This is a genomic window from Mycobacterium sp. (assembly GCF_032162105.1).
Classification (GTDB): domain Bacteria; phylum Actinomycetota; class Actinomycetes; order Mycobacteriales; family Mycobacteriaceae; genus Mycobacterium.
The window spans coordinates 1-23,852 of record NZ_JAVRPS010000120.1 but is presented as its reverse complement, the minus strand read 5'-3'; the positions used below and the strand labels follow the sequence as shown (position 1 = coordinate 23,852).

Annotated in this window: 22 protein-coding genes and 1 pseudogene; 17 read left to right on the top strand and 6 right to left on the bottom strand. The window is 64.6% G+C overall.

The features are described 5' to 3' along the window. Positions 1-665: 665 nt before the first annotated feature. On the bottom strand, positions 666-1,013 hold the full coding sequence (locus tag QOC69_RS06010; protein WP_526437364.1) for a DUF1330 domain-containing protein: 348 nt from the start codon (positions 1,011-1,013) through the stop codon (positions 666-668). Between the two features lie 308 nt (positions 1,014-1,321). Here QOC69_RS06010 and QOC69_RS06005 point away from each other — a divergent pair, with 308 nt between their 5' ends. The 7 genes and pseudogenes from QOC69_RS06005 to QOC69_RS05975 all read left to right on the top strand — a co-directional run bounded on the left by QOC69_RS06005 (position 1,322) and on the right by QOC69_RS05975 (position 8,296). Next, positions 1,322-1,600 (top strand): hypothetical protein, encoded by a 279-nt coding sequence (locus QOC69_RS06005; RefSeq protein ID WP_526437363.1) that lies wholly within the window; start codon positions 1,322-1,324, stop codon positions 1,598-1,600. Between the two features lie 87 nt (positions 1,601-1,687). Continuing rightward, a complete protein-coding gene (locus QOC69_RS06000) occupies positions 1,688-1,978 on the top strand; it encodes a hypothetical protein (protein ID WP_526437361.1) in 291 nt (96 codons plus the stop codon). 71 nt (positions 1,979-2,049) lie between these two features. Then, complete coding sequence (locus QOC69_RS05995) at positions 2,050-3,642, top strand: S53 family peptidase (protein WP_526437385.1); 1,593 nt, start codon at positions 2,050-2,052, stop codon at positions 3,640-3,642. Beyond that, positions 3,639-5,537, top strand: coding sequence for a PrsW family intramembrane metalloprotease (locus QOC69_RS05990; protein ID WP_526437360.1), 1,899 nt, complete (start codon positions 3,639-3,641; stop codon positions 5,535-5,537). The genes QOC69_RS05995 and QOC69_RS05990 overlap by 4 nt, the downstream gene beginning before the upstream one ends. 110 nt (positions 5,538-5,647) lie before the next feature. Then, a complete protein-coding gene (locus tag QOC69_RS05985; RefSeq protein ID WP_526437359.1) occupies positions 5,648-5,992 on the top strand; it encodes a hypothetical protein in 345 nt (114 codons plus the stop codon). Between the two features lie 68 nt (positions 5,993-6,060). Beyond that, positions 6,061-6,228: pseudogene (locus QOC69_RS05980) on the top strand (sodium-independent anion transporter); the annotation flags it as partial. Positions 6,229-6,370: 142 nt separating this feature from the next. Continuing rightward, positions 6,371-8,296, top strand: a complete 1,926-nt coding sequence (locus QOC69_RS05975) for a propionyl-CoA synthetase (protein WP_526437358.1) — start codon at positions 6,371-6,373, stop codon at positions 8,294-8,296. A 93-nt stretch (positions 8,297-8,389) separates the two neighbouring features. Here the strand turns inward: QOC69_RS05975 and QOC69_RS05970 are convergent, their stop codons facing one another. Further along, entirely contained in the window at positions 8,390-8,821 is a 432-nt protein-coding gene (locus tag QOC69_RS05970) for a hypothetical protein (protein ID WP_526437357.1), read from the bottom strand. A 245-nt stretch (positions 8,822-9,066) separates the two neighbouring features. On the opposite strand from QOC69_RS05970, the gene QOC69_RS05965 reads away from it, so the two are divergent. The 3 genes from QOC69_RS05965 to QOC69_RS05955 all read left to right on the top strand — a co-directional run bounded on the left by QOC69_RS05965 (position 9,067) and on the right by QOC69_RS05955 (position 11,261). Further along, positions 9,067-10,062 (top strand): Acg family FMN-binding oxidoreductase, encoded by a 996-nt coding sequence (locus QOC69_RS05965; protein WP_526437356.1) that lies wholly within the window; start codon positions 9,067-9,069, stop codon positions 10,060-10,062. Next, positions 10,062-10,295 carry a hypothetical protein gene (locus QOC69_RS05960; RefSeq protein WP_526437355.1) on the top strand — a complete coding sequence of 78 codons (234 nt, stop codon included), beginning with the start codon at positions 10,062-10,064 and terminating at the stop codon, positions 10,293-10,295. The genes QOC69_RS05965 and QOC69_RS05960 overlap by 1 nt, the downstream gene beginning before the upstream one ends. 78 nt (positions 10,296-10,373) lie before the next feature. After that, positions 10,374-11,261, top strand: a complete 888-nt coding sequence (locus QOC69_RS05955) for a universal stress protein (RefSeq protein WP_526437354.1) — start codon at positions 10,374-10,376, stop codon at positions 11,259-11,261. On the opposite strand, the gene QOC69_RS05950 is transcribed toward QOC69_RS05955, so the two are convergent. The 4 genes from QOC69_RS05950 to QOC69_RS05935 form a co-directional block, all read right to left on the bottom strand. Further along, complete coding sequence (locus QOC69_RS05950) at positions 11,258-12,979, bottom strand: GAF domain-containing sensor histidine kinase (protein WP_526437352.1); 1,722 nt, start codon at positions 12,977-12,979, stop codon at positions 11,258-11,260. The two genes, QOC69_RS05955 and QOC69_RS05950, sit on opposite strands and share 4 nt — an antisense overlap. A gap of 45 nt (positions 12,980-13,024) precedes the next feature. Continuing rightward, positions 13,025-13,672: a hypoxia response regulator transcription factor DosR/DevR gene (gene dosR, locus QOC69_RS05945; protein ID WP_526437383.1), complete on the bottom strand. Its 648-nt coding sequence runs from the start codon at positions 13,670-13,672 to the stop codon at positions 13,025-13,027. 82 nt (positions 13,673-13,754) lie between these two features. Continuing rightward, a complete protein-coding gene (locus QOC69_RS05940) occupies positions 13,755-14,621 on the bottom strand; it encodes a universal stress protein (protein WP_526437350.1) in 867 nt (288 codons plus the stop codon). A gap of 127 nt (positions 14,622-14,748) precedes the next feature. Next, positions 14,749-15,738, bottom strand: coding sequence for a nitroreductase family protein (locus QOC69_RS05935; protein ID WP_526437348.1), 990 nt, complete (start codon positions 15,736-15,738; stop codon positions 14,749-14,751). Between the two features lie 172 nt (positions 15,739-15,910). Here QOC69_RS05935 and QOC69_RS05930 point away from each other — a divergent pair, with 172 nt between their 5' ends. The 7 genes from QOC69_RS05930 to QOC69_RS05900 form a co-directional block, all read left to right on the top strand. Continuing rightward, entirely contained in the window at positions 15,911-17,395 is a 1,485-nt protein-coding gene (locus QOC69_RS05930; protein ID WP_526437381.1) for a bifunctional aminoglycoside phosphotransferase/ATP-binding protein, read from the top strand. Positions 17,396-17,741: 346 nt separating this feature from the next. Further along, on the top strand, positions 17,742-18,788 hold the full coding sequence (locus QOC69_RS05925) for a zinc-dependent alcohol dehydrogenase family protein (RefSeq protein ID WP_526437379.1): 1,047 nt from the start codon (positions 17,742-17,744) through the stop codon (positions 18,786-18,788). Between the two features lie 13 nt (positions 18,789-18,801). Beyond that, positions 18,802-21,438 (top strand): magnesium-translocating P-type ATPase, encoded by a 2,637-nt coding sequence (gene mgtA / locus QOC69_RS05920; RefSeq protein WP_526437346.1) that lies wholly within the window; start codon positions 18,802-18,804, stop codon positions 21,436-21,438. 128 nt (positions 21,439-21,566) lie between these two features. Beyond that, positions 21,567-21,713 carry a hypothetical protein gene (locus QOC69_RS05915; protein WP_526437344.1) on the top strand — a complete coding sequence of 49 codons (147 nt, stop codon included), beginning with the start codon at positions 21,567-21,569 and terminating at the stop codon, positions 21,711-21,713. Positions 21,714-21,774: 61 nt separating this feature from the next. Continuing rightward, entirely contained in the window at positions 21,775-22,203 is a 429-nt protein-coding gene (locus QOC69_RS05910; RefSeq protein WP_526437341.1) for a pyridoxamine 5'-phosphate oxidase family protein, read from the top strand. Positions 22,204-22,635: 432 nt separating this feature from the next. Next, positions 22,636-23,499: a glucose-1-phosphate thymidylyltransferase RfbA gene (gene rfbA / locus QOC69_RS05905; RefSeq protein ID WP_526437339.1), complete on the top strand. Its 864-nt coding sequence runs from the start codon at positions 22,636-22,638 to the stop codon at positions 23,497-23,499. A gap of 165 nt (positions 23,500-23,664) precedes the next feature. Further along, positions 23,665-23,852 (top strand): hypothetical protein (locus QOC69_RS05900; RefSeq protein WP_526437337.1); only part of this gene is annotated, 188 nt, incomplete at its 3' end.

Below are 23,852 nucleotides of genomic sequence, written 5' to 3'. Positions count from 1 at the left end.
AGTCGGGGTCGTTCGCTGCTCCTAGCCCGTGAACGCAGCCCATCGGGGGCGGCGAACACCACCAAGGAGCTCGACATGACCACCATGCGGAGGACCGGCCCCGACTCGTATGCGGCGTGGTCGGGCTGGGTGAAGTGAACCAAACGCGTCGGCCCATCGTCCTCATGGATGGTGGGCCGACCCGGGGTTGGCTCGTCTTGGCAACGTCGACAACCCGAAGGTGACCCATGACGATCGCCCCGTTGGAACCCGCCGACGCGGTGGACGACGCCGAACTCGCCGTGGCCGCGGCCGGTGGCAACCAGCTCGCCTTCTCTGCGATCTACGACCGGTACGCCGATCGGCTGTACGACTTCTGCGTCGGAATGCTGCGCGACGGCGATGCGGCGGCCGACTGCGTGCAGGACGTGTTCGTCACCGCGGCAACCAAACTGGTACAGCCCGAACCCGGCTCGGAGGTAGCGAACGACGTTGAGCCGTGGTGGCCGCCGCCCGAGGTCGACGACCGCGAAAGATCTTCTGCGGCTTCACTATCGGCCGCACAGGTGCGTCACCTGCGAACGGCGCTCATCGCGGCCCCGGTGCGCCGACCTCCACGTCGTCGTCCACGTCCACTTCGACATCCACGACGACGCCGACCAGCGATCCGATCGAGTGACCAGCGGCTAGCGACCCAGCAGTTCGTCGACTTTCGCGCTGCCGGTGTGGCCGGGTTTCACGCCTTCGACGATGGCGGCCATCGACGTGGAGTTGTTCAGCCGCAGCGGAAGGATGCGTTGGTAGTCGGCCGATTCGTACCATCGGGCGGCCGAATCGTGGTCGGGGAAGCGGATGACCACCAGCGAGCCGTCCCAATGACCCTCGCGAGCGTCGATGCGGCCGCCGTGGACCAGGTATTCACCCCCGAACGGTCTGAGGGTGTCGTCGATCTCGCGCAGGTAGCGGATGATGTGGTCGCCGACTGCGACGTCGCGCAGGTAAGCCACGGCATAGGCAGGAATCGGTTCGGGCATGACTCGAATCCTCGTCCACGGTCTGCGGCGTGTCGATTACCTGGCAGGTAGTGGAAACGCTGATCCCCGGCACGGAACCCCGCCGGCAGGCCCGGCGCGGCAAGAACGTATGTCACTCGTTGCTGGAACCGCGGCGGGTGGCCAACGGCACTAAATGCAGTGCGGATCCAGCAAATACTGTCGCGCGCGAAAAATTCCGCCACGACTGCGCGCTTTTCTGTACGGTGGGCCTAGTCACAGTTAAGATCAGCAACGCCTGCCGTCGGCCGCACGAGCCTAGTCGGGGGATACGAGTTAGGACTTCGAAGATGAATTCACGTCGTTTGGGTCGCCGCGTCGCGGCCGTTGCCGGCGGAGCCGCGATCATTGCCATGGGCGGGCTAACCGCCGCGTGCGGTGGCGGAGGCGGCGGAAACCCGTCGAGCACGACCACGACCACGACCACCACCACAGCGCCCTCGAGCACTGCTCCGCCCGTGTCGCCGACCGAGAAGAGCATCAACCCCACGGGTGGCAACCTGTTCACGCCGCCGGTCTACGCACCCCCGGCACCGACGGAGCCTCCCGGCGTTCACCGCAACAACTAGAAGCAAGCGGTCGCGGACGTCTCCGCCGGGGGCGTCCGCTTTCATTCACCAATTGGCTGGCGCCAAACTCCGATAAGGACTGTATCCATGAACAAACATCGTTTCGGTCATCGCCTCGGGGTGGTTGCCGGCGGGGCCGCGATCATCGCGATGGGCACGCTCACCGCGGCGTGCGGCGGCGGTGGCGGCGGAAGCCCGTCGAGCACGACGACGACAACAACCACCACGACCAGCTCGGCGCCCGCCAGTAGCGCGCCGGCGCCGACCGAGAAGAGCATCAACCCCACGGGTGGCAATCTCTTCACGCCGCCGGTGACGGCGACGCCCGCGCCGAACGTTCCAGGGGGACAACACCCCGGAATCGGCGGCATCAGCTAGACCTGTGTGATCGTGGGCGTCCCGAAAGGGGCGCCCACATCGCGCGGTCCGGTGGACTTTCAATGAGCGCAATGAATGCGCGTTACTGGTCGGCGGCAGTGGTCTCGGCAGTCGTACTGCTGTCGGCATCGGACCTGCCGCGAACGCCGAATACCCATGGCGCGGCGGACATCACCGGTCCCTATGCCTCGCTGCTGGCCAGTTCCAATGACCTCGGGCCGTCACGCACAGGCGACGCACAGCTGACCGTCACCTTGCCCAGCCCGGACCGTCCCGTTCGGCTGTTCGAATGGTCTGATTCGCACGGTCTTTCGGTGCGCTGGCGTCCTGGTGAGACGTGGGCGATCGTCGAGGGTGCCGCCGAGGAGGTGGCCAGGGCGTTCGACGTGCCCGTACGTGACTACCGGGGCCGCAAGGGTCAGGTGTTCTATGCCTCGCCACAGCAACCAGACGTACCAGCGCCGCTGCGCGACGGCGTCAGTTCGCTGGGTCGCATCCTCGGATACACGCCGCACCACATGGCGAGGCCGGGAATGCTCCCCGCGGACGTGCCGAAGCAGGGCCTGACGCCCGATGCCTTGTTGACCACCTACAACGCCAAACCGCTCGCCGAGGCCGGGTTCACCGGCAAGGGTGCGACCATCGTGTTCTTCGAGTTCGACGGTTACGACCAGAGCGATTTGGACGCCTTCTCCGAGATGTCGGGGCTGCCGAAGTTCACCCCCGTTCTGATCGATGGTCAGCCCGGACCGTCGCACGGTGAAACGGTGATGGACCTCGAGGTGGCCCATGCCACCGCGCCGGACGCGCAAATGGTGGTGGTGAACGCCCGTCCGACCGTCGAGGGGGACGGCGCCTACGAGAAGATCGCCAAGATGTTCGAGGACGCGGATCGCCAGTTCCCCGGTGCGGTGTGGAGCCTGTCGATCGGATGGGGCTGCGACAAGCTGATCCGCGCGGCCGACCTGGTGCCGGTGCGGGCTGCCATGGCGAACGCACACAAGCACGGCACGGCGATCTTCGACGCGAGCGGGGACACGGGCGGTCTGGAATGCAAGGGCGGCGAGGACTGGGCGTCCCCGCCGGGGCCGGACGACGTCGGGCTCGACGCGGTCGCATCGGTGCCCGAGATCATCTCGGTTGGCGGAACCACGTTGTCGACCGACGCCAAGGGCGAGTGGCTGGCGGAGCAGGCGTGGGTCGACGGTCCGCTGTCGCAAGGCACCAGCGGCGGCGTGTCTTCCTTGTTCCCCCGCCCCGCGTATCAGAGTTCGGTCTCCGTCGACCGGGATCCAGAACATCGCCTCACACCCGATGTCTCCGCCGTCGCCGATCCGTTCACCGGGGTGCGGATCGTGTACGACGGACAGCCGAGGATCGGCGCGGGAACCTCACAGTCAGCGCCGATCTGGGCTGCCATGACGGTGTTGATGAACCAATACCTGCAGGCGAACGGCGGCAAGGCCGTCGGCGATCTGAACCCACTTCTGTACCGCGTTGCGGCCGGATCCAACCTGCCCGGCTTCCGTGACGTGAGCCTCGGTTCCAACGCCGTCGACGTTTCCGTTCCCGGCTACGACCTGGTGACCGGGCTCGGTAGTCCGAACGTCGCCAACCTCGCACGCAATCTCCTTGAGCTGCAAAAGGGGTCGGCTCGCCGATGACATCCGCCGATCCACCCGCCGGGCAGGAGGCCGTGCCAACCATGGTGTGCCCGGCGTGCGGGACGGATGTCCCCGTCGGCGCGTTCTGCGGATCCTGTGGGGCGAATCTCTTCGCCCACCACGGCGGCCGACGCGCCGACCGGCTGCGCATCGGCGCGTTCGCGGCAGCCTCGAACGAGCACGTGCTGCGCATGTCAGTGGTCAGTTCGCTCTTCCCGCAGCTGCCGGATCGTTCGCGCACGCCGTTCCGCTTCGGTCTGGTCGCGCTGGTCGTCGCGTTGTCCGTCTTCACCGCGCTCCGGTGGCAGGCGCCGCTCATCGCGACGGCAGCTCTCGGGTTGCCCCTGCTGTTCGTCATCTACCTGCGCGAGACCGACGCCCACCGCGACCTGCCGATCCGCACACTGGCGTCGACCGCCGTCCTTGGCCTCGCACTCGGTGCCGGGTGGGCGCGGGTCATCGGCGTGATCGTGTCGCATTCCTATGATGTCGCAATGGATTCCGGGGAGGACCTGGGTCATGCGTTGTTGGAAGGACTGACCATCCCGGTCAGCGGTGTGCTTGTCATGCTCGTCCCGGCGGTGCTGGTCCGGTGGCTCCGGCCGCGCACCCGGGAGGCACTGGATGGGTTCGTGATCGGATCGGTGGGGGCGATCGGCTTCACCGTCGCGGCGACCCTGGCCCGCTTGGCGCCACAATTGGCGACCGGCCCGACGACGCAGGACAGATCGATCGGTGCGCTGCTCGTCGAGGCGGGCATCCAGGGCGTCGCGGTGCCCGTCATGGCGCTCGCAGCGGGTGGCCTGGTCGGTACCGCGTTGTGGTTCAACAGAACACGCGTGCTTCTCGCGAGTGTTCTGGCGGTGGTCGTGCTCTTCGCCGGATTGGGGCTCTCGGAAGCCGGTCCGATTCCGGACGGCCTGCAGCTGGGGTTGCATCTGGTGTTCGCAGCTTTGGCGTTGCTCGCGTTGAGGATTGGGCTGCAGGAGGCGTTACTGCGCGAGGAGCACGACGCCACCAGCCCGGCCGAGCAGGTGTTGTGTCCGCATTGCGATCACGTGGTTCCCGACATGGCGTTCTGCCCGAACTGTGGGGTCGCCGCCCGGTCGGCGTCGCGAACGTCGCGGGCTGCTCGGCGCCTCGAGCGCCCGCGCCGTCAATCGGGCGACGCGGGGGAGTCCACTGCGCGGGTCGCCTACGCGGTGCCGCCAGGGCCGTATGCGGCGGCGCCGGTACGCCAGACCACGCCTCGCCGGGTCTTGCTGACCTTGGCCAGCGTTCTTGGCCTGACGGCCGTTGCCGCGGTCGGGGTGTCGATGGCGATCACACCGACCCCGCCGCGGTACGTGTGCCCGCCCGATTGCGGGCGACCACCACTGGGTTCGCCGATCGCCACGAACCCGCGCTTCACCTCGGCCGACGGCGCCTTCTCCTTCTCGTATCCCGGCGCGGGCACGGCGTACGAAGCGACGGTGGACGAGGACGGAGTGGTACTGGACTTCGTCGCCGGTGACACCGGCACCCTCGTGCTGTTCGGGCAGCCCGCCCACAATCGCACACCGCAACAGATCACCGACCAGCTGATCGAGGAGAACTACCCCGACGCCACGGTCGACTACGAGATCCCCAACGCGTCAGTCGGATATCAGCCGGGATACGGCGTCGTCGCCGACGAATACCCCCAGGACTCCACGGGCACGTACACCCGGCTCCGCCTGCTGGTCATCGTCGCGGTCAAGAACGACCTGGCGCTGATCGCCGCGGCCGTCGGCCCGTACCACGAGTTCAGCCCGGATTTCGGTACCGGGCACCCCTCGGGCGCGAACCTGCAACTGGCGATGGACATGGCCAAGTACGTGAACAGCTTCGCGTGGCGGGGCGATCCACCCCGTTGATTGTGGGACGGGCATAGAACACGCCCGACGCGTGTTAGTAAGCTTGTATAAGCAGTTGCCGCGCGGAAGAGTGCGGTCGGGTCGGGGGACCTGATACGGAGGCAACACGGATGAAGCGATGGAACAAGCTCGTCGCCGGTGTCGCCATCGCGGGCAGCCTGACCGCTGGCGCGATGGGACTCGGAGCAGGAACCGCAAGTGCTGATCCGCCACCTTGGGCGCCGGGACACGGACACGACGGCGGATACGGCGACAACGACGGTCGGTGGAACAACGACTGGAACAACAACAACGGTAACTGGAACAACAACAACAACGGTCCCTGGAACGACAATGGTCAGTGGGGCAATCGTCCGCCGCCGCCGTTCTGGGCTCCCACGGCGCAGGTGTTCTGGGACCCGACGCGTCAGGCATGGGGTTTCTTCTGGGGCCCGCTGTGGTTCCCGGCGTACTAAGCGTCGTCGACGTGTGACGCCAGCCGTGGGCGGGCGGCATTCCAGGGTCGCTGTTGGCAGTGATTGCGGCGATGATCTTCGTGCTGACTGCCGTTGTCACCGTGTGCTTCGACCTCACCGAGGCTGTTGAGATCGGTGTACTGGCAGCGGCGTTTCTTCGCGCTGCGCAGCGTGGCGCGTGAGAATCTGCCGGGTCTACAGCTGCCGGTGACGATCAGATCGTGCTGCTGCGGCTCGGGAGGCCTACCCCTGAGTTCTCATGGGGACCTATGGCCGACGAAAGGGGCCGAAGGCCTCCAGCGGATCGCGTCCAGGATGGCTAGATTCCAAGAGACCCCGACGGTCGTGGGCGCTGCGTAGCAGGACGAGGACGACGAAATGCCCAATAGCACAGTGTGTTCAGGATTGCCGACGTCAAGTAGTGCTGGTGGGGTGGGCGCCTATCACGAGCTCTTCGAATCGAGCATGGACGATCCGACGACGTTCTGGACTCAGGCGGCGCAGGCAGTGTCCTGGGTCCGCGGGCCGCAGCGCGTGCTCGATGACTCCAACCCGCCGTTCTTCCGCTGGTTTCCCGATGCTGTACTCAACACCTGCGCGAACGCCTTGGACCGGCACGTTGCTGGCGGCCGCGCCGATCAACCTGCGCTGATCTACGACTCCCCGGTGACGGGCTCGCAACGCACCTACACATACGCCGGTCTGTTGGACGAGACGGCGCGGTTCGCAGGTGTGCTTCGCAGCTTGGGCGTTCACAAGGGCGACCGTGTCGTGGTGTACATGCCGATGATTCCCGAGGCTGTCATCACCATGCTGGCGTGCGCGCGGATCGGTGCGGTGCACTCGGTGGTGTTTGGTGGTTTCGCCCCGCACGAACTCGCCACCCGCATCGATGACGCTCGGCCCACGGTCGTCGTCTCGGCCTCCTGCGGGATCGAGCCGTCCCGCACAGTCGAGTACAAGCCAATGCTCGACGCTGCGCTCGACGCCGCGGAATACCCACCCCGCAGCTGCGTCATCGTCCAGCGGGATCGGCTGCGGTGCGTGCTGACTCCCGACCGCGACCTCGACTGGGACGAGTTGATGGCAGATGCGGAGCCGGTCGATCCGGTACCGGTCGCGGCGACCGATCCGCTCTACGTGCTGTACACCTCGGGCACGACGGGTAGGCCGAAAGGTGTCGTCCGCGACAACGGCGGGCATGCGGTGGCATTGATGTGGAGCATGCGCCACATCTACGACATCGGTCCCGGCGATGTCTTCTGGACCGCGTCAGACGTGGGCTGGGTCGTCGGTCACTCCTACATCGTCTACGGGCCGCTGCTGGTGGGCGCGACGACCGTGCTCTACGAGGGCAAGCCGGTGGGAACGCCGGATCCGGGTGCTTTCTGGCGCGTGATCGCCGAACACGGCGTCAAGGCTCTCTTCACGGCGCCGACGGCGATCCGGGCCATCAGGAAGGAAGATCCGAATGGCTCGCATATCGCTCACTACGACCTCTCTGCTCTGAAACATCTATTCCTGGCCGGGGAGCGGCTCGACCCCGACACGTATCACTGGGCGTCGGAGAAGCTGGGGATACCGGTCATCGATCACTGGTGGCAGACCGAAACGGGTTGGGCGATCGCTGCCAATCCGATGGGAGTGGAACCCCTCCCGTTCAAGGCTGGCTCGCCGACGGTGCCGATGCCGGGCTACGACGTTCGAATCCTGCACGTCGACGGGCACGGTTGTGGATCCGGCGAGGAGGGCGTCATCTGCCTCAAGCTGCCGCTGCCGCCGGGCACAATGTCCACTCTGTGGGGAGACGATGACCGTTTCGTTGCCTCGTACCTGTGCGAGCACCCCGGTTACTACCTCACTGGAGATGGCGGCTACATCGATGAGGACGGGTACCTGTTCGTCATGGGGCGCATCGACGACGTGATCAACGTTGCGGGGCACCGCTTCTCGACCGGTGCGATCGAGGCGGTACTTGCCGCGCATCCCGCCGTGGCCGAGTGCGCCGTAATCGGTGTTGCCGATGAGATCAAGGGGCAGGTTCCGCGGGCAATGGTCGTGTTGAAGGTCGGCGCTTCGGCCGACGGAATCGGAGACGAACTCGTGGCGTCTGTACGCAACGAGATCGGTGCGGTTGCTTCGTTCAAACTGGTCGACGTCGTTGCCGCGCTGCCGAAGACGAGGTCAGGAAAGATCCTACGAAAGGCCATGCGCGGCATCGCCCACGGTAAGGATGAACCGATTCCATCGACGATCGAGGACCCTGCCGTGCTTCACGCGTTGCGTCCCATTCTTGCCCGATGATGCCGACGCAGATGCAATGGAGGAATGTTCGGAGCCGTCGATGCCGACGACAACCGAGGCCGGTGGCATCTGTTTTCATTCCGTGCTCCAACGTCAGCCATCCATCGGGGGTCCGTTGCCGTTCGCGATGGCTTGGGTGGCGATCACGGTGGCGGTCGCAGTTCCGTCCTCGACGATACCGACGATTGATACGACGTCATTGACAGTGAATTGTGCACTTGCCCAACCATTGTGATCGGATCCAAGCGATACCGCGGTGGTGCTCGGCGTCATGAGGTAGGTCTTGGTGGTTCCGTCGGAGCTGGCTGCGGTCAGCGACGAGTCGGATATCGCCACGACTTTCCCGACTTGCTCAACAGCCGTCTGGTAGCCGCCCCGACCGTCCGGGCTGACGAATTGGCGGAAGGGGGCCACTTGCAGCGACTGGGTGGCACTCGTCGTCGGCGCCACGTCGCGCGAATTGTCTGGGGTGGCCCGATGGCTCGCTGCACCGCCGACGGCAGCGAGAAGTACTGCAGCGGTCACGGTGCGCAGGAACGTATGCGTCACTCGAACGGGACGGGTCGCAGGCATACGCCCGTTCTTCGCAGGACTTTGGTGTGCCGACAGGGTCGATCGCCAGCCTGACGAAGGACTTTAGACACCGGCACTCGGATGCTTCTGGGACCTGGGTTCCCGCAGAAAGGGTCTTCGGGCTCTGGTGACGTCGTCCCGACCGCGGGACGATGGATGGCAGGTGAATTCCGTTCGAACGGAAGGTAGCGGTCGGCATGAGTGCACAGTTTCCCGATACGGGCACGATCCAGACGGCACTGTCGTTGGCCGTCCGCGCTCCGTCGATGCACAACTCACAACCGTGGCGCTGGCGGGTAGGCCCAAATAGTCTCCACCTCTATTCGGATTGCAGTCGGCACCTACCTGGTGCCGACCCAGACAGCCGTGACCTACTCCTGAGTTGCGGTGCGTCGCTAAACCATTGCGTTGTCGGGCTTGCTGCTCTGGGTTGGCAGGCCAAGATCCATCGATTTCCGAACCCCGGTGACCCCGAACACTTGGCGGCCATCGAACTTCGCGCTTACACGGCCTCGGAGGCCGATGTGACGCTGGCGGCGGCCATCCCTCGTCGGCGCACCGATCGGCGTCACTACAGTTCTTGGCCGGTGCCGCGCGGTGATCTAGCCCTTATGGGTGCTCGGGCGGCGCGTGCGGGTGTCACGCTGCGTCGAGTGGAAGGGCTCACCGACCTGGCCGAACTGGTGGCGCAGGCTGCACGGCAGCATGCAGCCGACTACGAATACCTGACCGAACTCGCGACGTGGAGCGGACGGTACGACTCCAAGGCAGGAGTTCCCGCCCGGAATGCACCGAAACCGGATCCAGCTGCCGCGCTACCCGGCCGTGTGTTCGCCGGGCCGACCCTCGGTCAGACACCGGAAGCCGGGTCGGCTGACGACAACGCAGTGGTGGTGGCGCTAGGCACGAGTGATGACGACGAAATGGCACACCTTCGCGCGGGCGAGGCCACCAGTGTCGTTCTGCTTACGGCAGCAGCCATCGGATTGGCGAGCTGCCCGATAACTGAGCCACTCGAGGTCGTCGAAACCCGGGAATCGATACGCGAAGCCATCTTCCCCGCCGGCGGCTTCCCACAAATGTTGCTTCGGATCGGTTGGGCGCCGGTGAATGCTGATCCACTGCCCTCCACTCCGCGACATGATCTGTCCGATGTCGTGGAGTGGTTGGACGGTGCCGGGACAGCCCCGTGATGACGAAGACCGTCACCGACGAACTCGAGTCGATCGTCTCCGTGCTCTGCGAGAAGTACCCCGACCACAGTGATGACGAGATCGCTTCGCTGGCCCACGACGTGTATGCGCGGCTGTCGTCCGAGGCGACGGTTACCGCGCATTTTGATACCGCTGACGATGAACCGCTGCCACAAAGTGCTGATGCGCGGCGGCACCAGAGCACGAAGGGCTTAAGACCGTCGGTCCGATGACCATCGCCTCCAGATCGCAGGACTGCTCAGCTTCTACAGTCAGAGTGTCATTCGATCAGTTCGGCGAGGGAGTGCGAAGTGCCCAGTGCCTTAGCCCATCCCGGGATCGTCGTCGGTGTCGACGGCTCCTCGAATTCCGATGTCGCAATTGGTTGGGCGGCCCGCGACGCGGCCATGCGCAACGTGGCATTGACTGTCGTACACGTCGCTCCTGCGCTGTCGGTGAACTGGTCGCTGACCCCGGTCCCCGCTGACCTGGCCACGTGGCAGGTGAGCCAGGGGAGGCAGATCCTCGCCGATGCGGTCACCATTGCCGAGGCGGCGACCGGAGGTGATGGTCGGCTGCAGATCGACACGGAGTTGTTCGTTGCGGTGACGGTTCCCACACTGGTCGACCTGACCAAGGAGGCTGAGATGATCGTCGTGGGTAGCCGTGGAATCGACGCATTTGGCTGCTCGCTGATGGGTTCGGTCAGCTCCGGGCTGGTGAGCCATGCCCATTGCCCGGTAGTGGTCATCCATCACGACGACCCGCTCACGCCGCAGCCAGCCACGTTGCCTGTACTGGTGGGGGTCGACGGCTCGCCCACGGCTGAGCGGGCGACGGCGATCGCCTTCGACGAGGCCTCACGCCGCGGTGTGGATCTGGTGGCCCTGCACGCGTGGAGTGATCGGGGAGGCTACTCAGTCCCCGGGCTGAACCGGTCGATTCTCAAGCAAGAAGAAACAGAATTCCTAGCCGAGCGATTGGCGGGGCTGCAGGAGCGCTACCCGGACGTGTCCGTGCGTCGTGTCGTCGTGTGCGGTAAGCCGGCGCGGCATCTCGTCGAGGAGTCCGTGAATGCTCAACTGGTCGTGGTCGGCAGCCATGGCCGTGGAGGGTTCGCCGGAATGCTCTTGGGCTCGGTGACTTCTGCGGTTTTGCAGTCCGCACGTACACCGGTGATCGTCGCGCGCCAGCCCTAGGGCAGCGGTGCCGACCAGTGCAGCGCAGTGCCGCCGCCGGGAGCATTCTCGATACTGAACTCCCCGTCGGCCGCCTGCGCGCGGTGGCGCAGGTTGGTGAGGCCGCTGCCGGTGACATCGCCCGCGATGCCCGTCCCGTTGTCGGTGACTTCGATACGGAGGTCGTCATCGACGGTGACGGTCAACGCCAGCGTACTGGCGCCAGCGTGCCGGACTGCGTTGCTGATCGCTTCGCGGACAACGGCTTCGGCGTGGTCGGCAAGCGAGGAGTCGATGACCGAGAGCGGTCCCACGAACTGCACCGTGATGCGCAGCTCGGCGCCGGAGAACTGCGCGACCGCCTCGTCGAGCCGTTGCCGCAACCGGGTGATGCCCGCCGATGTGCCGTGCAGATCGAAGATGGCGGTACGGATTTCCTGAATGACGCCTTGGAGGTCGTCGACGCTGTCCGAGAGTCTCTTCTGCACCTCAATTGATTTCGCCCGAGGGATGGTGCCCTGTAGGGACAGTCCAACGGCGAAGAGTCGCTGGATGACGTGATCGTGGAGATCGCGGGCGATTCGGTCACGGTCAGCAAGGACGTCGAGTTCCCGAATCCGGCGCTGGGTGGACGCCAACTGCCACGCTAACGCCGCCTGGTCGGTAAAGGCGGCCATCATGTCGCGTTGATCGTCGCTGAACGGCTGCGACCCGTCGCGCCGGAGCGCCACGACGACTCCGGCAACCGCGTCAGTGGTGCGCAAGGGGAGGACGAGCGCCGGCCCGGAGCCACCGATGCCGTCGATGCCGACGTCAATGGTGTCGAACCGTCGGGGAGCGCGCTCGAGGAATGCCCGACCGATCGCGGTACCCGCGATGGGGATGGTCCAGGGGGGCGTCGAAGACATTGTGGCGCCGACGGTTTCCACGATCAACAGATCGGTCACGTCGGACGCTGGCACGTCACCATCGATCGGCACAGCGACGAAGGTGACTTCTGCGCCGGTCAGTTTGCGGGCCTCCTCGGCGATGAGCCGATACACCGCGGTCGGATCGGTGCCGGAGAGTAGTTCGGTTCCGATGTCACGGGTGGCCTTCATCCAGGCCTGACGGGCCTGGGACTGTTCGTAGAGGCGTGCGTTGTCAATCGCGATACCGGCGGCAGCGGCAAGGGCTTGCGCCAGCACTTCGTCGTCTTCGCTGAACGGGAGCCCATTCGCCTTCTCCGTCAAGTACAGATTCCCGTAGACCTCATCGCGGATGCGCACCGGGACGCCGAGGAAGGTTCGCATCGGCGGATGGTTGCGCGGAAATCCCACCGACGCGGGGTGGTCATCCAGGTGGTCGAGCCGGATCGGCGTCGGTTCATCGATCAGCACCCCCAACACGCCACGGCCCTGCGGCAAGGGGCCGATCTTCTCGCGGGTGGGTTCGTCGATCCCTTCGTAGATGAATTCAATGAGCTCGTGGTCGGTACCGCGGACACCGAGCGCCCCGTAGCGCGCGTCGATCAGCTCGATGGCGGTGTGCACGATGGTACGAAGGGTGGCGTCTAACTCCAGACCTGACGTGACGACCAGCATGGCCTCGACGAGTCCATCCAGGCGGTCTCGGCCCTTGACAATCTGCTCAACGCGATCCTGCATCTCGGTGAGCAGTTCGCGCAGGTGTAGCGCAGACAGTGTGTTGCGTTGCGGAGGCGCGCCGTTGTCTCGACCCGCCCCGACGTCGTCGGTCACCACACCATCGTGTCACCGATGAACCTGCGGGTGTCCGAGCCCGAATTATTCGTCTGAGGTATGCGAACGGTCGAGTCTGGAGACGAACACTGCGGCCTGTGTTCGGCGCTCCATGCCCAACTTGGCGAGCAGTCGTGACACGTAGTTCTTGATGGTCTTTTCGGCCAGGAACATCCTCGCCGCGATCTGCTTGTTCGTGAGCCCCTCGCCGAGCAGATCTAGCAGAACCCGCTCCTGATCAGTCAGACCCGACAACGGGTCAGAGGTTTCCGCCGCAACGCGCAGCTTCGCCATCAACGCCGCCGCGGCGCGATTGTCGAGAAGTGACTTGCCGGCCCCGACTTCTTTGATCGCCTTGGCGAGCTCCATGCCCTTGATGTCCTTGACGACGTAGCCGCTGGCGCCCGCCAGGATGGCGTCGAGCATCGCTTCGTCCGAGGTGAACGACGTGAGCATCAGGCAGCGTAGATCGGGTGTCTTGGAAAGTAGTTCACGGCACAACTCAATCCCGTTGCCGTCGGGCAGCCGGACATCGAGCACGGCGACGTCGGGCTTCAACGCCGGTATCCGTGCGAGGGCTTGAGCTACCGAGCTGGCTTCGCCGATGACGTCCAAACCGGGATCGGTGCTCAGCAGATCGATGAGCCCGCGGCGGACCACTTCGTGGTCATCGACTATGAAGACCGTGACCATGGCGAGCCCTTCTGATGACGGAGCGCGGGTGCGGCCGAAGTCGGCGACATGCGTCTGCGAACTCATCATGCACTCCCGCTCGTCACAAGTGTTGGCTGCTGACGATGAGGACGGAGCAATCCTTGGCCTGAAGCGCCGCATTGCCTGCAGGCCCTACGAGCTCGGCGACGTCGCGGTCACAGGCGCCCATCACCACGAGTTGAATCGAATCCGGGTTGTTGACTAGATGGTGTACCAGGCTGCCGTGTACCGCCAGAGCGCTGATCGCGACGTCGGGATACCGTCGTCCCCAGGCGTGGACGAGCCGATCGAGTTGCGCCTGTGCGTCGTGGGTTCCGTCGAAAGCAGCGCGGCCGTCATGGACGTCATCGGACCGCGACTGCCACATCGTCAGGACGCATAGTCGCGCACCGCGCAGCAGCGCTTCGTCAATGGCGGTCTGGAGCACAGCGTTGCTATCCGGGACCTTGCCGACCACGGCGAGTATCGCGCCACGCTCCGCGGACGATGCGCGGTCCGTCCATCGGAGGTTGGCGGCTGGACAGCGCGCGGATTTGGCTACCGTTGCAGCTGTGGAGCCAACGCGGCCCGGCGCAAAATGCGATGCACCGACGGGGCCCATGCAGATCATGGCTGCGGATCTGGATGCGTCAACCAACGTCCGGGCCGGAAGGCCCTCGATGATCGCCACTTCGATCTTTACCGGTTTCTCCGTTGCCTCAACCGCCTCGAGTGCATAGCGAACGGCTAGCTCGGCCGTGGCGCGCTTGCGTGCCTCGTTCCTGGCGTCGATTTGCGCCGTGCCGTCCGGGGGAATGGCGCAGATCAGGCGCAGGGGAATGTCGCGGCTGACCGCTTCGTCGGCGGCCCAGAGCGCCGCATGCACTGCTGCCCGCGAGCCGTCGACACCCACGACCACTGACGGTGACGGGCGGTGGTGCTCTTGCATGGTGGGCTCCCGGGTTCGCGGTTCCAGAGTTCAGACGCTAGCGGCGACACGATCACGATCTCAGTGGCATTGGTCACCGATCCGGGTGTCATTGGTCCCCACATCGACGGGTGATGCCCTCGCCGAGTCATCGGTGAACACTCAGCACATCGAGAAGTGGCCGCCGCGGCGTCATGTGCGGCAATTCGCCAAGGACGGGGGCTTCGCCAACCCGAATCAACAACTGCGGCATGGCCGCCCGCCCGGTCAAGATGCCGATGAGATTGCGGCTCGAATGCAGCTCAGTGAGATGGGTCAGTGTGCACGTCGCCAACCCGGCCAACGTGCACTCCAACAGCACGGCGGACAAGACTTCGCCGCACCTCAATGCGTCATCGTGGGTGTCCTCGTCGGTGGATAGAACGAGCACCTTCGAGTGGTCTTTTCCAATGCCGGGGCGTCGTTCGGAATGTTGCGTCTCAGGAAATGAACGACCGATTTCGACTCGATCGCTTTCGGCCGCCGACACCAGTGAACTGTCTGAAATGCCATCGAAGAATGAAACATCGAATGATCTTGTCCACCAATCCAATTCAGTGTGGTACGACGAATCGTACAAGCGAAGCGACTCGGTAAGTTGTGAGGCCTCGGCAAGTTGCGGGCGCAGCTCGTCGGATATCACGTCGAGATGGGTGGCGTCGGGGTCGAATGCGGTCCGCAGCAAGGTTTCGAACCGCGCCCAGTTCGTCGGCTCGGCGAGCGGAAGCCGATCGGTGCGGCGGCGCAGGATGGCATCGGCTCGGCCTCGGTGGCCATCGGTGACGAGTCCCATAGCGCTGAAATCGATTGACGCGAGGTGATCGAAGTCATTCGGGTTGGGGAATCTGTCGACGTTGGCGGTCCACCCGGCTGCCGCCATTGCGACGCAGAGATGGTCGAGGACGGCGCCACAACTGATCAGGGCTTCCCGCCCCGACTTGTCGGTCGCGGAGAGAATGCGGCTGCGATCGGCGAACAGGTGCAGTCCGGCACCGTCGGCCACCCATCGCCATGGCTGGCTGTTGTGCAATGAAGGCGCCCGGCACGCAAGATGCACCGCTTCCTTCAGTATTTCGGCATCCACCATCGTGTCTGGCATCGTCAACCTCCACTTTCTGTGTCTGATGCCAAGCCTTGAACACATGGGTGGACGACACCAGGGTCCTTAGTCCCTATGGGGCGAGGACATTGCGCCTGATTAGCGGGTTCTCTCAACGCTATGCGCGGGGTCGCCCCTAGCGCACGATCGTGGCATGAACCAATCACCGGCGATGACCGACCGGCCGGCTCAGGCAGCTGTCGGCGCAGGAAACGCATCCGCCGAGATACGCGAAACTCACACGGGAATAGTCATTTTGATTGGCGATCGAGCGTACAAGGTGAAGAAACCGATCGCGACCGACTTCCTGGATTTCAGCACAACGGAGAAGCGTGAACATGCTTGCGAACACGAAGTCGCCCTCAACAGCCGACTGGCGCCGGCCAGTTATCTGGGCGTCACCCACCTCGGCGATCCCAAAGGTGGTCCGGCCGAACCGGTGATCGTCATGCGGCGGTATCCGGACACCGCTCGGCTCGCCTTCCTGGTCAGCCTCGGCGAGCCGGTAGAGGGACACCTGCACGTCATCGCGGAGGTGCTGGCCCGGTTTCACGCCGATGCGGGTCGAGGACAAGCGATCGACGCGGACGGCACCGTCGATGCTGTCGCCAACCGGTGGAAGGACAACATCTCAGAGCTCGACCGGTTCGCGGGAAGGGTCGTTTCTGCAGAGTCGATCCGGGAAGTGCAACGGCGGGCGACACAGTTCATGTCGGGGCGCGGGGCGCTGTTTGCCGAGCGCATCGCCGACCGCCGAATCGTCGACGGACACGCAGATCTGGTCGCTGACGACATCTTCTGCCTGCCAGACGGACCCGTGCTGCTTGACTGCCTGGAGTTCGACGATCATCTCCGATACGTCGATGGCATCGACGACGCCGCCTTCCTAGCGATGGATCTGGAGTTCCTGGGTCGCAAGGACCTCGGCAACTTCTTCTTGGCCGAATACGGCCGGCTGGCGGGTGACTCGGCACCCCCGGCGCTGACCGACTTCTACATCGCCTATCGCGCGGTGGTCAGAGCCAAGGTCGACTGCATCCGAGTCACCCAAGGTCATCCCGAGGCCGCGAACGATGCGAAGCGACACATCGACATCGCGCCCCGTCACCTTCGAGCCGGCTCCGTCCGAATCGTCCTCGTGGGCGGCGGGCCCGGATCCGGAAAGACAACCCTGGCTCGATCATTAGCCGAACAGGTTCGTGCACAGGTCATTTCCACCGACGATGTGCGGCGCGAGTTACAACAGGCGGGCGCACTCACCGGTGCGGTGGGAGTGCTCAACGCTGGCCTCTACAGTGTGGACAACGTCAGTGCCGTGTACGAGGAGGTGCTGCGCCGCGCACGGCTGAACCTGTGTCGCGGTGAATCGGTAATCCTCGACGGCACTTGGCGCGATGCCCGCCAGCGCCAACGGGTTCATGATCTCGCTGATGAAACGGCGTCGAAAGTGTTCGAGTTCGTTTGCGCAGCAACCCATCAGACCGCCACAGCCAGAATCGAGGCACGCACCAGCACCACCTCGGATGCAACCCCGGACATCGCCGCGGCATTGTCTGACAGCGACGAAGAATGGCGCGATGCCCACCACATCAACACGAGCCGACCGGTAGCCGAATCCGTGGCAGAGGCCCAGGAACTATGTTGTCTCGCCATCTGAGCGGCTGACGCCAACCGGTCGTAACCAGGATCAGAATCGGCGTGGTGTGCAATCGATGCACCAGGCACAACACTAGAGGAAACTGCCGACTCACCGCCCGCCTACCAGTCGATGCTCCAGAGGAACAGGGTCTAATTCCCCTCCACTGGGGCGACCTTTGCCCTGTTGATGTGGTATTTCGACCATTACGAGGACGGCCGCGTGGCCGCAGAATCGTGTCATACAAATCGAGTCGATGATGACCGTGACTCTGGATTTCGGCACGACGGATCAACGCGATCGCACCTGCGTGAGCGACAGCAACTGTGGCGGCTCAGACAATCTGGCCGTGGACGAAGGGACACACATGAAGGCGCTGGTCTATCACGGTCCAGGCAAGCGGGCCTGGGAAGAAGTGCCCGACGCCGCGATCCGAGAGCCCACCGACGCGGTGGTGCGGGTCGACGCTGTCACTATCTGTGGGACCGATCTGCACATCCTCGGCGGCGACGTTCCAGAGGTGACGCCGGGCCGCATCCTCGGTCACGAGGCGGTCGGCACCGTCACCGCGATCGGCTCAGGAGTGCAGAAGCTCGCGGTCGGCGACAGGGTGCTTGTCTCCTGCATCACGTCCTGTGGCAGCTGCCGCTACTGCCGCGGCGGCAGCTATGGGCAATGCCGGGGTGGCGGCGGCTGGATCCTCGGCCACCTAATTGACGGCACCCAGGCCGAATACGTGCGGGTCCCGTTCGCGGACAACTCCACTCACGCGGTCCCGGACGGGGTCACTGACGACGAGATGATCATGCTCGCCGACATCCTGCCCACCTCCTACGAGGTAGGCGTACTCAACGGCACGGTGCGACCCGCCGACGTGGTCGCCATCATCGGTGCGGGACCGATCGGACTGGCAGCCATTCTCACCGCCCGGCTATACAGCCCCAGCCACGTCATTGCGATCGATCTAGCCGACTCGCGACTGGAGGCAGCGCGGAAGTTCGGCGCCGACATCGTGGTCAACAGTGGTCGCGACGATCCCCAGAATGTCATCGCCGAACTCACCGACGGTCTGGGCGCCGACGTGACGATGGAGGCAGTCGGGACCCCGCAGACTTTCGACATGGCGGTGCGACTGGTCCGCCCCGGGGGCCATGTCGCCAACATCGGTGTCCACGGTGCGCCGGCTACCCTGCACCTCGAAGACATCTGGATCAAGAACCTGACCATTACCACAGGCCTGGTCGACACGTACTCAACGCCCACATTGATCGGCCTGGTCGCGAGTCATCAGCTCGACACCTCACCGATGATCACCCACCGTTTCAAGTTGGACGACTTCGAGACTGCGTACGACGTGTTCGGCAACGCCGCCGACACCGGAGCGTTGAAGGTGCTGCTCACCGCAAGTCGGTGAGTCGCCGCAACGCGTGAACACCGTTGCCCTGTCGGCATGCCCGGCAACCGAGCAGACGCTCACTGCCGCGCGGGTATCTTCAGCCAGCGTGGCCGAGGTGCTGGCCTGGCTCGACAGCTCGACCGACGGGCTGACCGGTACGGAGGCATCGGCGCGGCTGGCCCGCGACGGACCGAACTCCCTTCGCACTCATCGGGTTAGCGCGGTCGCAGTACTCGGGCGCCAACTGCGCAGCGCGCTACTGGGATTGCTCGCGGCGACCGCAGCATTGTCGTTCTTCCTTGGCGACAGCATCCAGGCGGGCATCATCGGCGCCATCCTGGTGGCGAGCGTGGCATTGGGCTTCATCAATGAATACCGGGCTGAACGCGCCACTGCTCAACTGCATTCGCGTGTCCACCACACGGCTTTGGTGCGCCGCAACGGACCCTTCACGAAAGTCGACGTCACCGATCTGGTGCGCGGTGACGTGATACGACTGGCGCTGGGCGAAGCGGTTCCCGCCGACGTGCGGTTGATCGATGTCACCGGCCTGGAATGCAACGAAAGCATCCTCTCCGGCGAGTCCACTGCAGCCGAGAAGTGGCCGCAGCAGGTGAATTCCGAAGGGGTGCTGGCAGATTCGACCGATCTGGCCTTCATGGGGACGATCGTGAGCGCCGGCGACGGGGTGGGCGTGGTGTACGCGACGGGAGCACGCGCCGAGTTCGGCCGGATCGCGGTCGGCCTTGGCGAGCGTCACCCCGAGACGGACTTCCAGGCCGGGTTGCGTCGATTCTCCTATCTGCTGCTCTGGGTTGCGCTTACGTTGACCGCGATCATCCTGATCATCAACCTGCTGCTGCACAGGCCGCTGATCGAGTCGATGCTGTTCGCCCTGGCAATCGCGGTCGGCATCACTCCTCAACTGCTTCCCGCTGTGGTCAGCACCAGCCTCGCGACGGGATCGCGACGTCTGGCGAAGCTCAAGGTCCTGGTCAAGCGACTCGTATGCATCGAGGACTTGGGCGACATGGATGTGCTGTTCACTGACAAAACCGGAACCTTGACGGAGGGCCGAATCACCCTCGTGGATGCCGTCGACCCGGCAGGGGCGCGCGCCGATGCCGTACTGCGGGCCGGCCTGCTGGCCACCGATGTGGATCCGAACACCGGAGGTGTCAGCGTCAACGCGATGGATGCCGCGCTATGGGAGTCTCCCGATGCGCAGCGGCTGATGACAGACCCGGTGCACCGCATCGCGATGAAGCCGTTCGACCACGTGCGCCGAGCGACATCGACGCTGGCCGACGACCGCGGTCACCGACTGCTGGTGGTCAAGGGCGCTCCGGAGCAGGTGATTGCCAACTGCGTCGGCATTCCCGCGGCAGCGCAGAGCACGGTTGCCGCATTGTTCGCTGACGGTCGCCGTGTGGTGGCGGTGGCCAGCAGACCGGCACCGGATCTGACCGCAATCACCGCCGCCGACGAAGCCGGCCTCACGCTCGACGGGTTCCTGGTGTTCGCCGACGAACCAAAAGCTGCGGCGCGTAATTCGCTTGCCCGGTTGGCCGCCCTGGGTATCGAGGTCAAGGTCGCCACAGGCGATAACCCGCAGGTCGCCGAAAGAGTCTGCGCCGAGCTGGGTTTGGTATCGAACGGAACCATCACCGGCGCCCGCCTGGAGCAGCTCGACGATGCCGAATTCGCGATTGCGACACAGAACCATACGATCTTCGCCCGGATCTCGCCGGAGCAGAAGGCGCGCCTGATCGTCTCGGCGCGACGAACCGGGCGGTCAGTGGGGTTCCTCGGCGACGGCGTCAACGATGCGCTGGCGCTGCATGCAGCCGACGTCGGCATCTCCGTCGACACCGCCACCGACGTTGCGAAGGACGCCGCCGACATCGTGCTGATGGAGAAAGACCTCGGTGTGCTCGCGACCGGAGTCGCCGAGGGCCGCCGAATCTTCGCCAACACCATCAAATACGTACTGATGGGCACATCCAGCAATTTCGGCAACATGTTCAGTGCCGCCGCTGCGTCCGCCGTGCTGCCGTTCCTACCGATGCTGCCGAGTCAGATACTGCTGAACAACCTGCTCTACGACAGCTCGCAACTCGCGATCCCCACCGACCACGTGGATGACGAGCAATTGCATGCGCCGTCGCACTGGAACATCGCCTTCATACGCCGATTCATGCTTACATTCGGGCCGATCAGCTCGATCTTCGACTTCGTGACGTTCGGGCTGATGCTCGGGGTGCTGCATGCTGCGCCGATGGAGTTCCGCACCGGGTGGTTCGTGGAATCGCTTGCTACGCAGACGCTCATCATCTTCGCCATCCGCACCCGGCGGGTGCCGTTCGTGCGCAGCCGGCCAGGGGGCGTCTTAACACTGACAACCTTCGCGGTGATCGCCATCGGGATCGCGGTGACCGTGTCACCGTTGGCTGGCGCTCTGGGGTTCACCACGCTGCCGTGGCAGTTCTTCACCGCACTGGTACTCCTCACCATGGGCTATCTCGCGCTCGTCGAGTTCACCAAGAAGGCGTTCTACGCCGATCCGGTGCACCTGTCCGGGCAGCCACACCGAACCCGCGGAAGCGAACACCGGATCCATCGCCGCGCCGCCCGGTTCAGCCACGGCGGACAGCTCAGCCACCATTGACGCTGGGGGACTAAAGGCCTCGGTTCAAGGACCAACGCCTCCAGGAGAATCGCCGCTGCATCACTAGCGTCATCACTATCGCCCGATCTGGCGACACCGCTAGAGCCCTTCACACCAGGAGTGCCATCATGAACCGCTCCTTCCCGCCCGCATCGATCGTCGCGGGTGCCGACGATCCGAGCCTCGTTCCGGAATTCACCGGTCCCCGCGCCGACGTGGTGCTTCACCACACCAACTGCTCCGTCATGAGCGTTCGCGGATGCCAACGCCGATGAAAGCAAGCGCGACTCCGGATCTGTTCGTAATCAGCACCATTCAACGTTCTACCGAGGAATCATGTCCACACATGTAGAGCCGATCACCGTTCTTAGCGACGACGAGAGCTGGTACCTGCTGGCCAGTATGACGCTGGGCCGTTTGGTCACAAGCGTGGCCGGCCAGCCCGAGATCTTTCCGGTCAACTTCGTCGTTCAGCGGCCGACCATCCTGTTCCGCACCGCCGAAGGCACCAAGCTGTTGAGTGCAGTGATAGATGACCGAGTCGCGTTCGAAGTCGACGAGCACAATGTCGAAGAAGGCTGGAGTGTTGTCGTCAAAGGCAGGGCGCAGTTGCTGTCGACCAGCGCGGATCTCGAAGGCGCCGAACGGGCTCAGCTTCTGTCCTGGATTCCCAACATCAAACCGCGCTACGTGCGGATAGTCGCCGCAGAGATCACCGGACGCAGATTCCGGTTCGGCACAGAACCTGACCACGCACGCCTCTGAGTCCACTATCGGCGACATACGGAGATGACGCAGTGACCGACCGGTGGCCGGGATCGCGGTGGCGCGCTGCGGTGCACGGTGACCGCTAGCTTGGTCGGCGCAAGTACTCCGCAGACTCCGAGCGTCGAAGACGGGGACACGATCACCTACGAAACGGGCGGCGAGGACACTGCGCTAGCGGAATTGATGCTGAAGAATGGCTTTGGAATCGTGCTCGAGCCTGCGCTGACGGTACATCACTCCCACGGTTTGGGCTTACGGGACTCCGTCAAGCAGGAGTTGCATCAATTGCAGACGGTGAGAGCGCCCAAGCAATTCGATAGGCAAGAGTTATTGGAATGTCGGCCAGATTTGCGCGCCAACGGATGACGGCGCCGGACGGCTGCGCGGCACGACGACGAGCGACGTGACCCGGCCAGCTAGTGTGCTTCCATGCGCGGGATCATCCTGGCCGGCGGCTCGGGCACGCGTCTGTACCCGATCACCATGGGCGTCTGTAAGCAGCTGCTGCCCGTCTACGACAAGCCGCTGATCTACTACTCCCTTTCCACGCTGATCATGGCGGGGATTCGCGACATTCAGGTGATCACCACCGCCGGCGACGTGGCGGCCTTCCACCGCCTGCTCGGTGATGGATCGATGTTCGGCACCAACATCACCTACGCGATACAGGATCGCCCCGATGGCGTGGCCCAGGCCTTCGTCGTCGGCGCCAACCACATTGGCAACGATTCGGCGGCCTTGATCTTGGGCGACAACATCTTCTACGGCCCGAGCCTGGGCACCAGCCTGAGCCGTTTCCGGGATGTCAGCGGCGGCGCGATCTTCGCCTACCGGGTGGCCAATCCGTCGGCTTACGGCGTCGTCGAGTTCGGCGACGACGGCACGGTGCTGTCGCTTGAGGAGAAGCCGGCGACCCCGAAATCGCACTATGCCGTGCCGGGGCTCTACTTCTATGACAACGACGTCGTCGAGATCGCTCGGTCGCTGCGCCCCTCGGACCGGGGTGAGTACGAGATCACCGAGATCAACCAGATCTACCTCAACCGGGGCCGGCTGGCCGTCGAGGTGTTGGCCCGCGGCACGGCGTGGCTGGACACCGGCACCTTCGATTCGCTGCTGGACGCCAGCGACTACGTGCGCACCATCGAGCGCAGGCAGGGCCTGAAGGTCGGCGTGCCGGAGGAAGTCGCCTGGCGGCTGGGCTTCATCGACGACGAACAGCTAGCCAGTCGGGCACACACCCTGGTGAAGTCGGGATACGGCGCTTACCTTCTGCAACTGCTGGAGCCTTAGCCGTCGAAGTCGCGGGTTGGACTCAGTGGCCGAGCAGGGCGGCTCCGAGCTGGAGAGGCGACTGCCACCGCGAGCAAGTCAGCCGAAATGGGCGGTCCTGACGTATGGGACTTTTACCGAATCCAGCGGAATCGATGGCACAAAGCGGCAGCCAGAGTGTTGAGAATGTGCAAGATCGGCTATGGATACTTCCCCCGGAAACTACTCCGTGAGACGATTTTCTACGGGTCCGGGTCGTCGACCTCGTGGCCGAACCCCGACCCTGTCGACGCCGGGCCCGTGATCCAGGTCAACGCCGACGTAGTCGCTGGCACCTCGGAACAGATGGCGGATACCGCCGTTGACGTCGTACG

What these genes read in the sequence shown, in the direction of transcription:
- QOC69_RS06010 (WP_526437364.1), bottom strand. Translation starts at nt 1,013, where the DNA reads ATGCCCGAACCGATTCCTGCCTATGCCGTGGCTTACCTGCGCGACGTC.
- QOC69_RS06005 (WP_526437363.1), top strand. Translation starts at nt 1,322, where the DNA reads ATGAATTCACGTCGTTTGGGTCGCCGCGTCGCGGCCGTTGCCGGCGGA.
- QOC69_RS06000 (WP_526437361.1), top strand. Translation starts at nt 1,688, where the DNA reads ATGAACAAACATCGTTTCGGTCATCGCCTCGGGGTGGTTGCCGGCGGG.
- QOC69_RS05995 (WP_526437385.1), top strand. Translation starts at nt 2,050, where the DNA reads ATGAATGCGCGTTACTGGTCGGCGGCAGTGGTCTCGGCAGTCGTACTG.
- QOC69_RS05990 (WP_526437360.1), top strand. Translation starts at nt 3,639, where the DNA reads ATGACATCCGCCGATCCACCCGCCGGGCAGGAGGCCGTGCCAACCATG.
- QOC69_RS05985 (WP_526437359.1), top strand. Translation starts at nt 5,648, where the DNA reads ATGAAGCGATGGAACAAGCTCGTCGCCGGTGTCGCCATCGCGGGCAGC.
- QOC69_RS05975 (WP_526437358.1), top strand. Translation starts at nt 6,371, where the DNA reads ATGCCCAATAGCACAGTGTGTTCAGGATTGCCGACGTCAAGTAGTGCT.
- QOC69_RS05965 (WP_526437356.1), top strand. Translation starts at nt 9,067, where the DNA reads ATGAGTGCACAGTTTCCCGATACGGGCACGATCCAGACGGCACTGTCG.
- QOC69_RS05960 (WP_526437355.1), top strand. Translation starts at nt 10,062, where the DNA reads ATGACGAAGACCGTCACCGACGAACTCGAGTCGATCGTCTCCGTGCTC.
- dosR (WP_526437383.1), bottom strand. Translation starts at nt 13,672, where the DNA reads ATGGTCACGGTCTTCATAGTCGATGACCACGAAGTGGTCCGCCGCGGG.
- QOC69_RS05940 (WP_526437350.1), bottom strand. Translation starts at nt 14,621, where the DNA reads ATGCAAGAGCACCACCGCCCGTCACCGTCAGTGGTCGTGGGTGTCGAC.
- QOC69_RS05935 (WP_526437348.1), bottom strand. Translation starts at nt 15,738, where the DNA reads ATGCCAGACACGATGGTGGATGCCGAAATACTGAAGGAAGCGGTGCAT.
- QOC69_RS05930 (WP_526437381.1), top strand. Translation starts at nt 15,911, where the DNA reads ATGACCGACCGGCCGGCTCAGGCAGCTGTCGGCGCAGGAAACGCATCC.
- QOC69_RS05925 (WP_526437379.1), top strand. Translation starts at nt 17,742, where the DNA reads ATGAAGGCGCTGGTCTATCACGGTCCAGGCAAGCGGGCCTGGGAAGAA.
- QOC69_RS05915 (WP_526437344.1), top strand. Translation starts at nt 21,567, where the DNA reads ATGAACCGCTCCTTCCCGCCCGCATCGATCGTCGCGGGTGCCGACGAT.
- QOC69_RS05910 (WP_526437341.1), top strand. Translation starts at nt 21,775, where the DNA reads ATGTCCACACATGTAGAGCCGATCACCGTTCTTAGCGACGACGAGAGC.
- rfbA (WP_526437339.1), top strand. Translation starts at nt 22,636, where the DNA reads ATGCGCGGGATCATCCTGGCCGGCGGCTCGGGCACGCGTCTGTACCCG.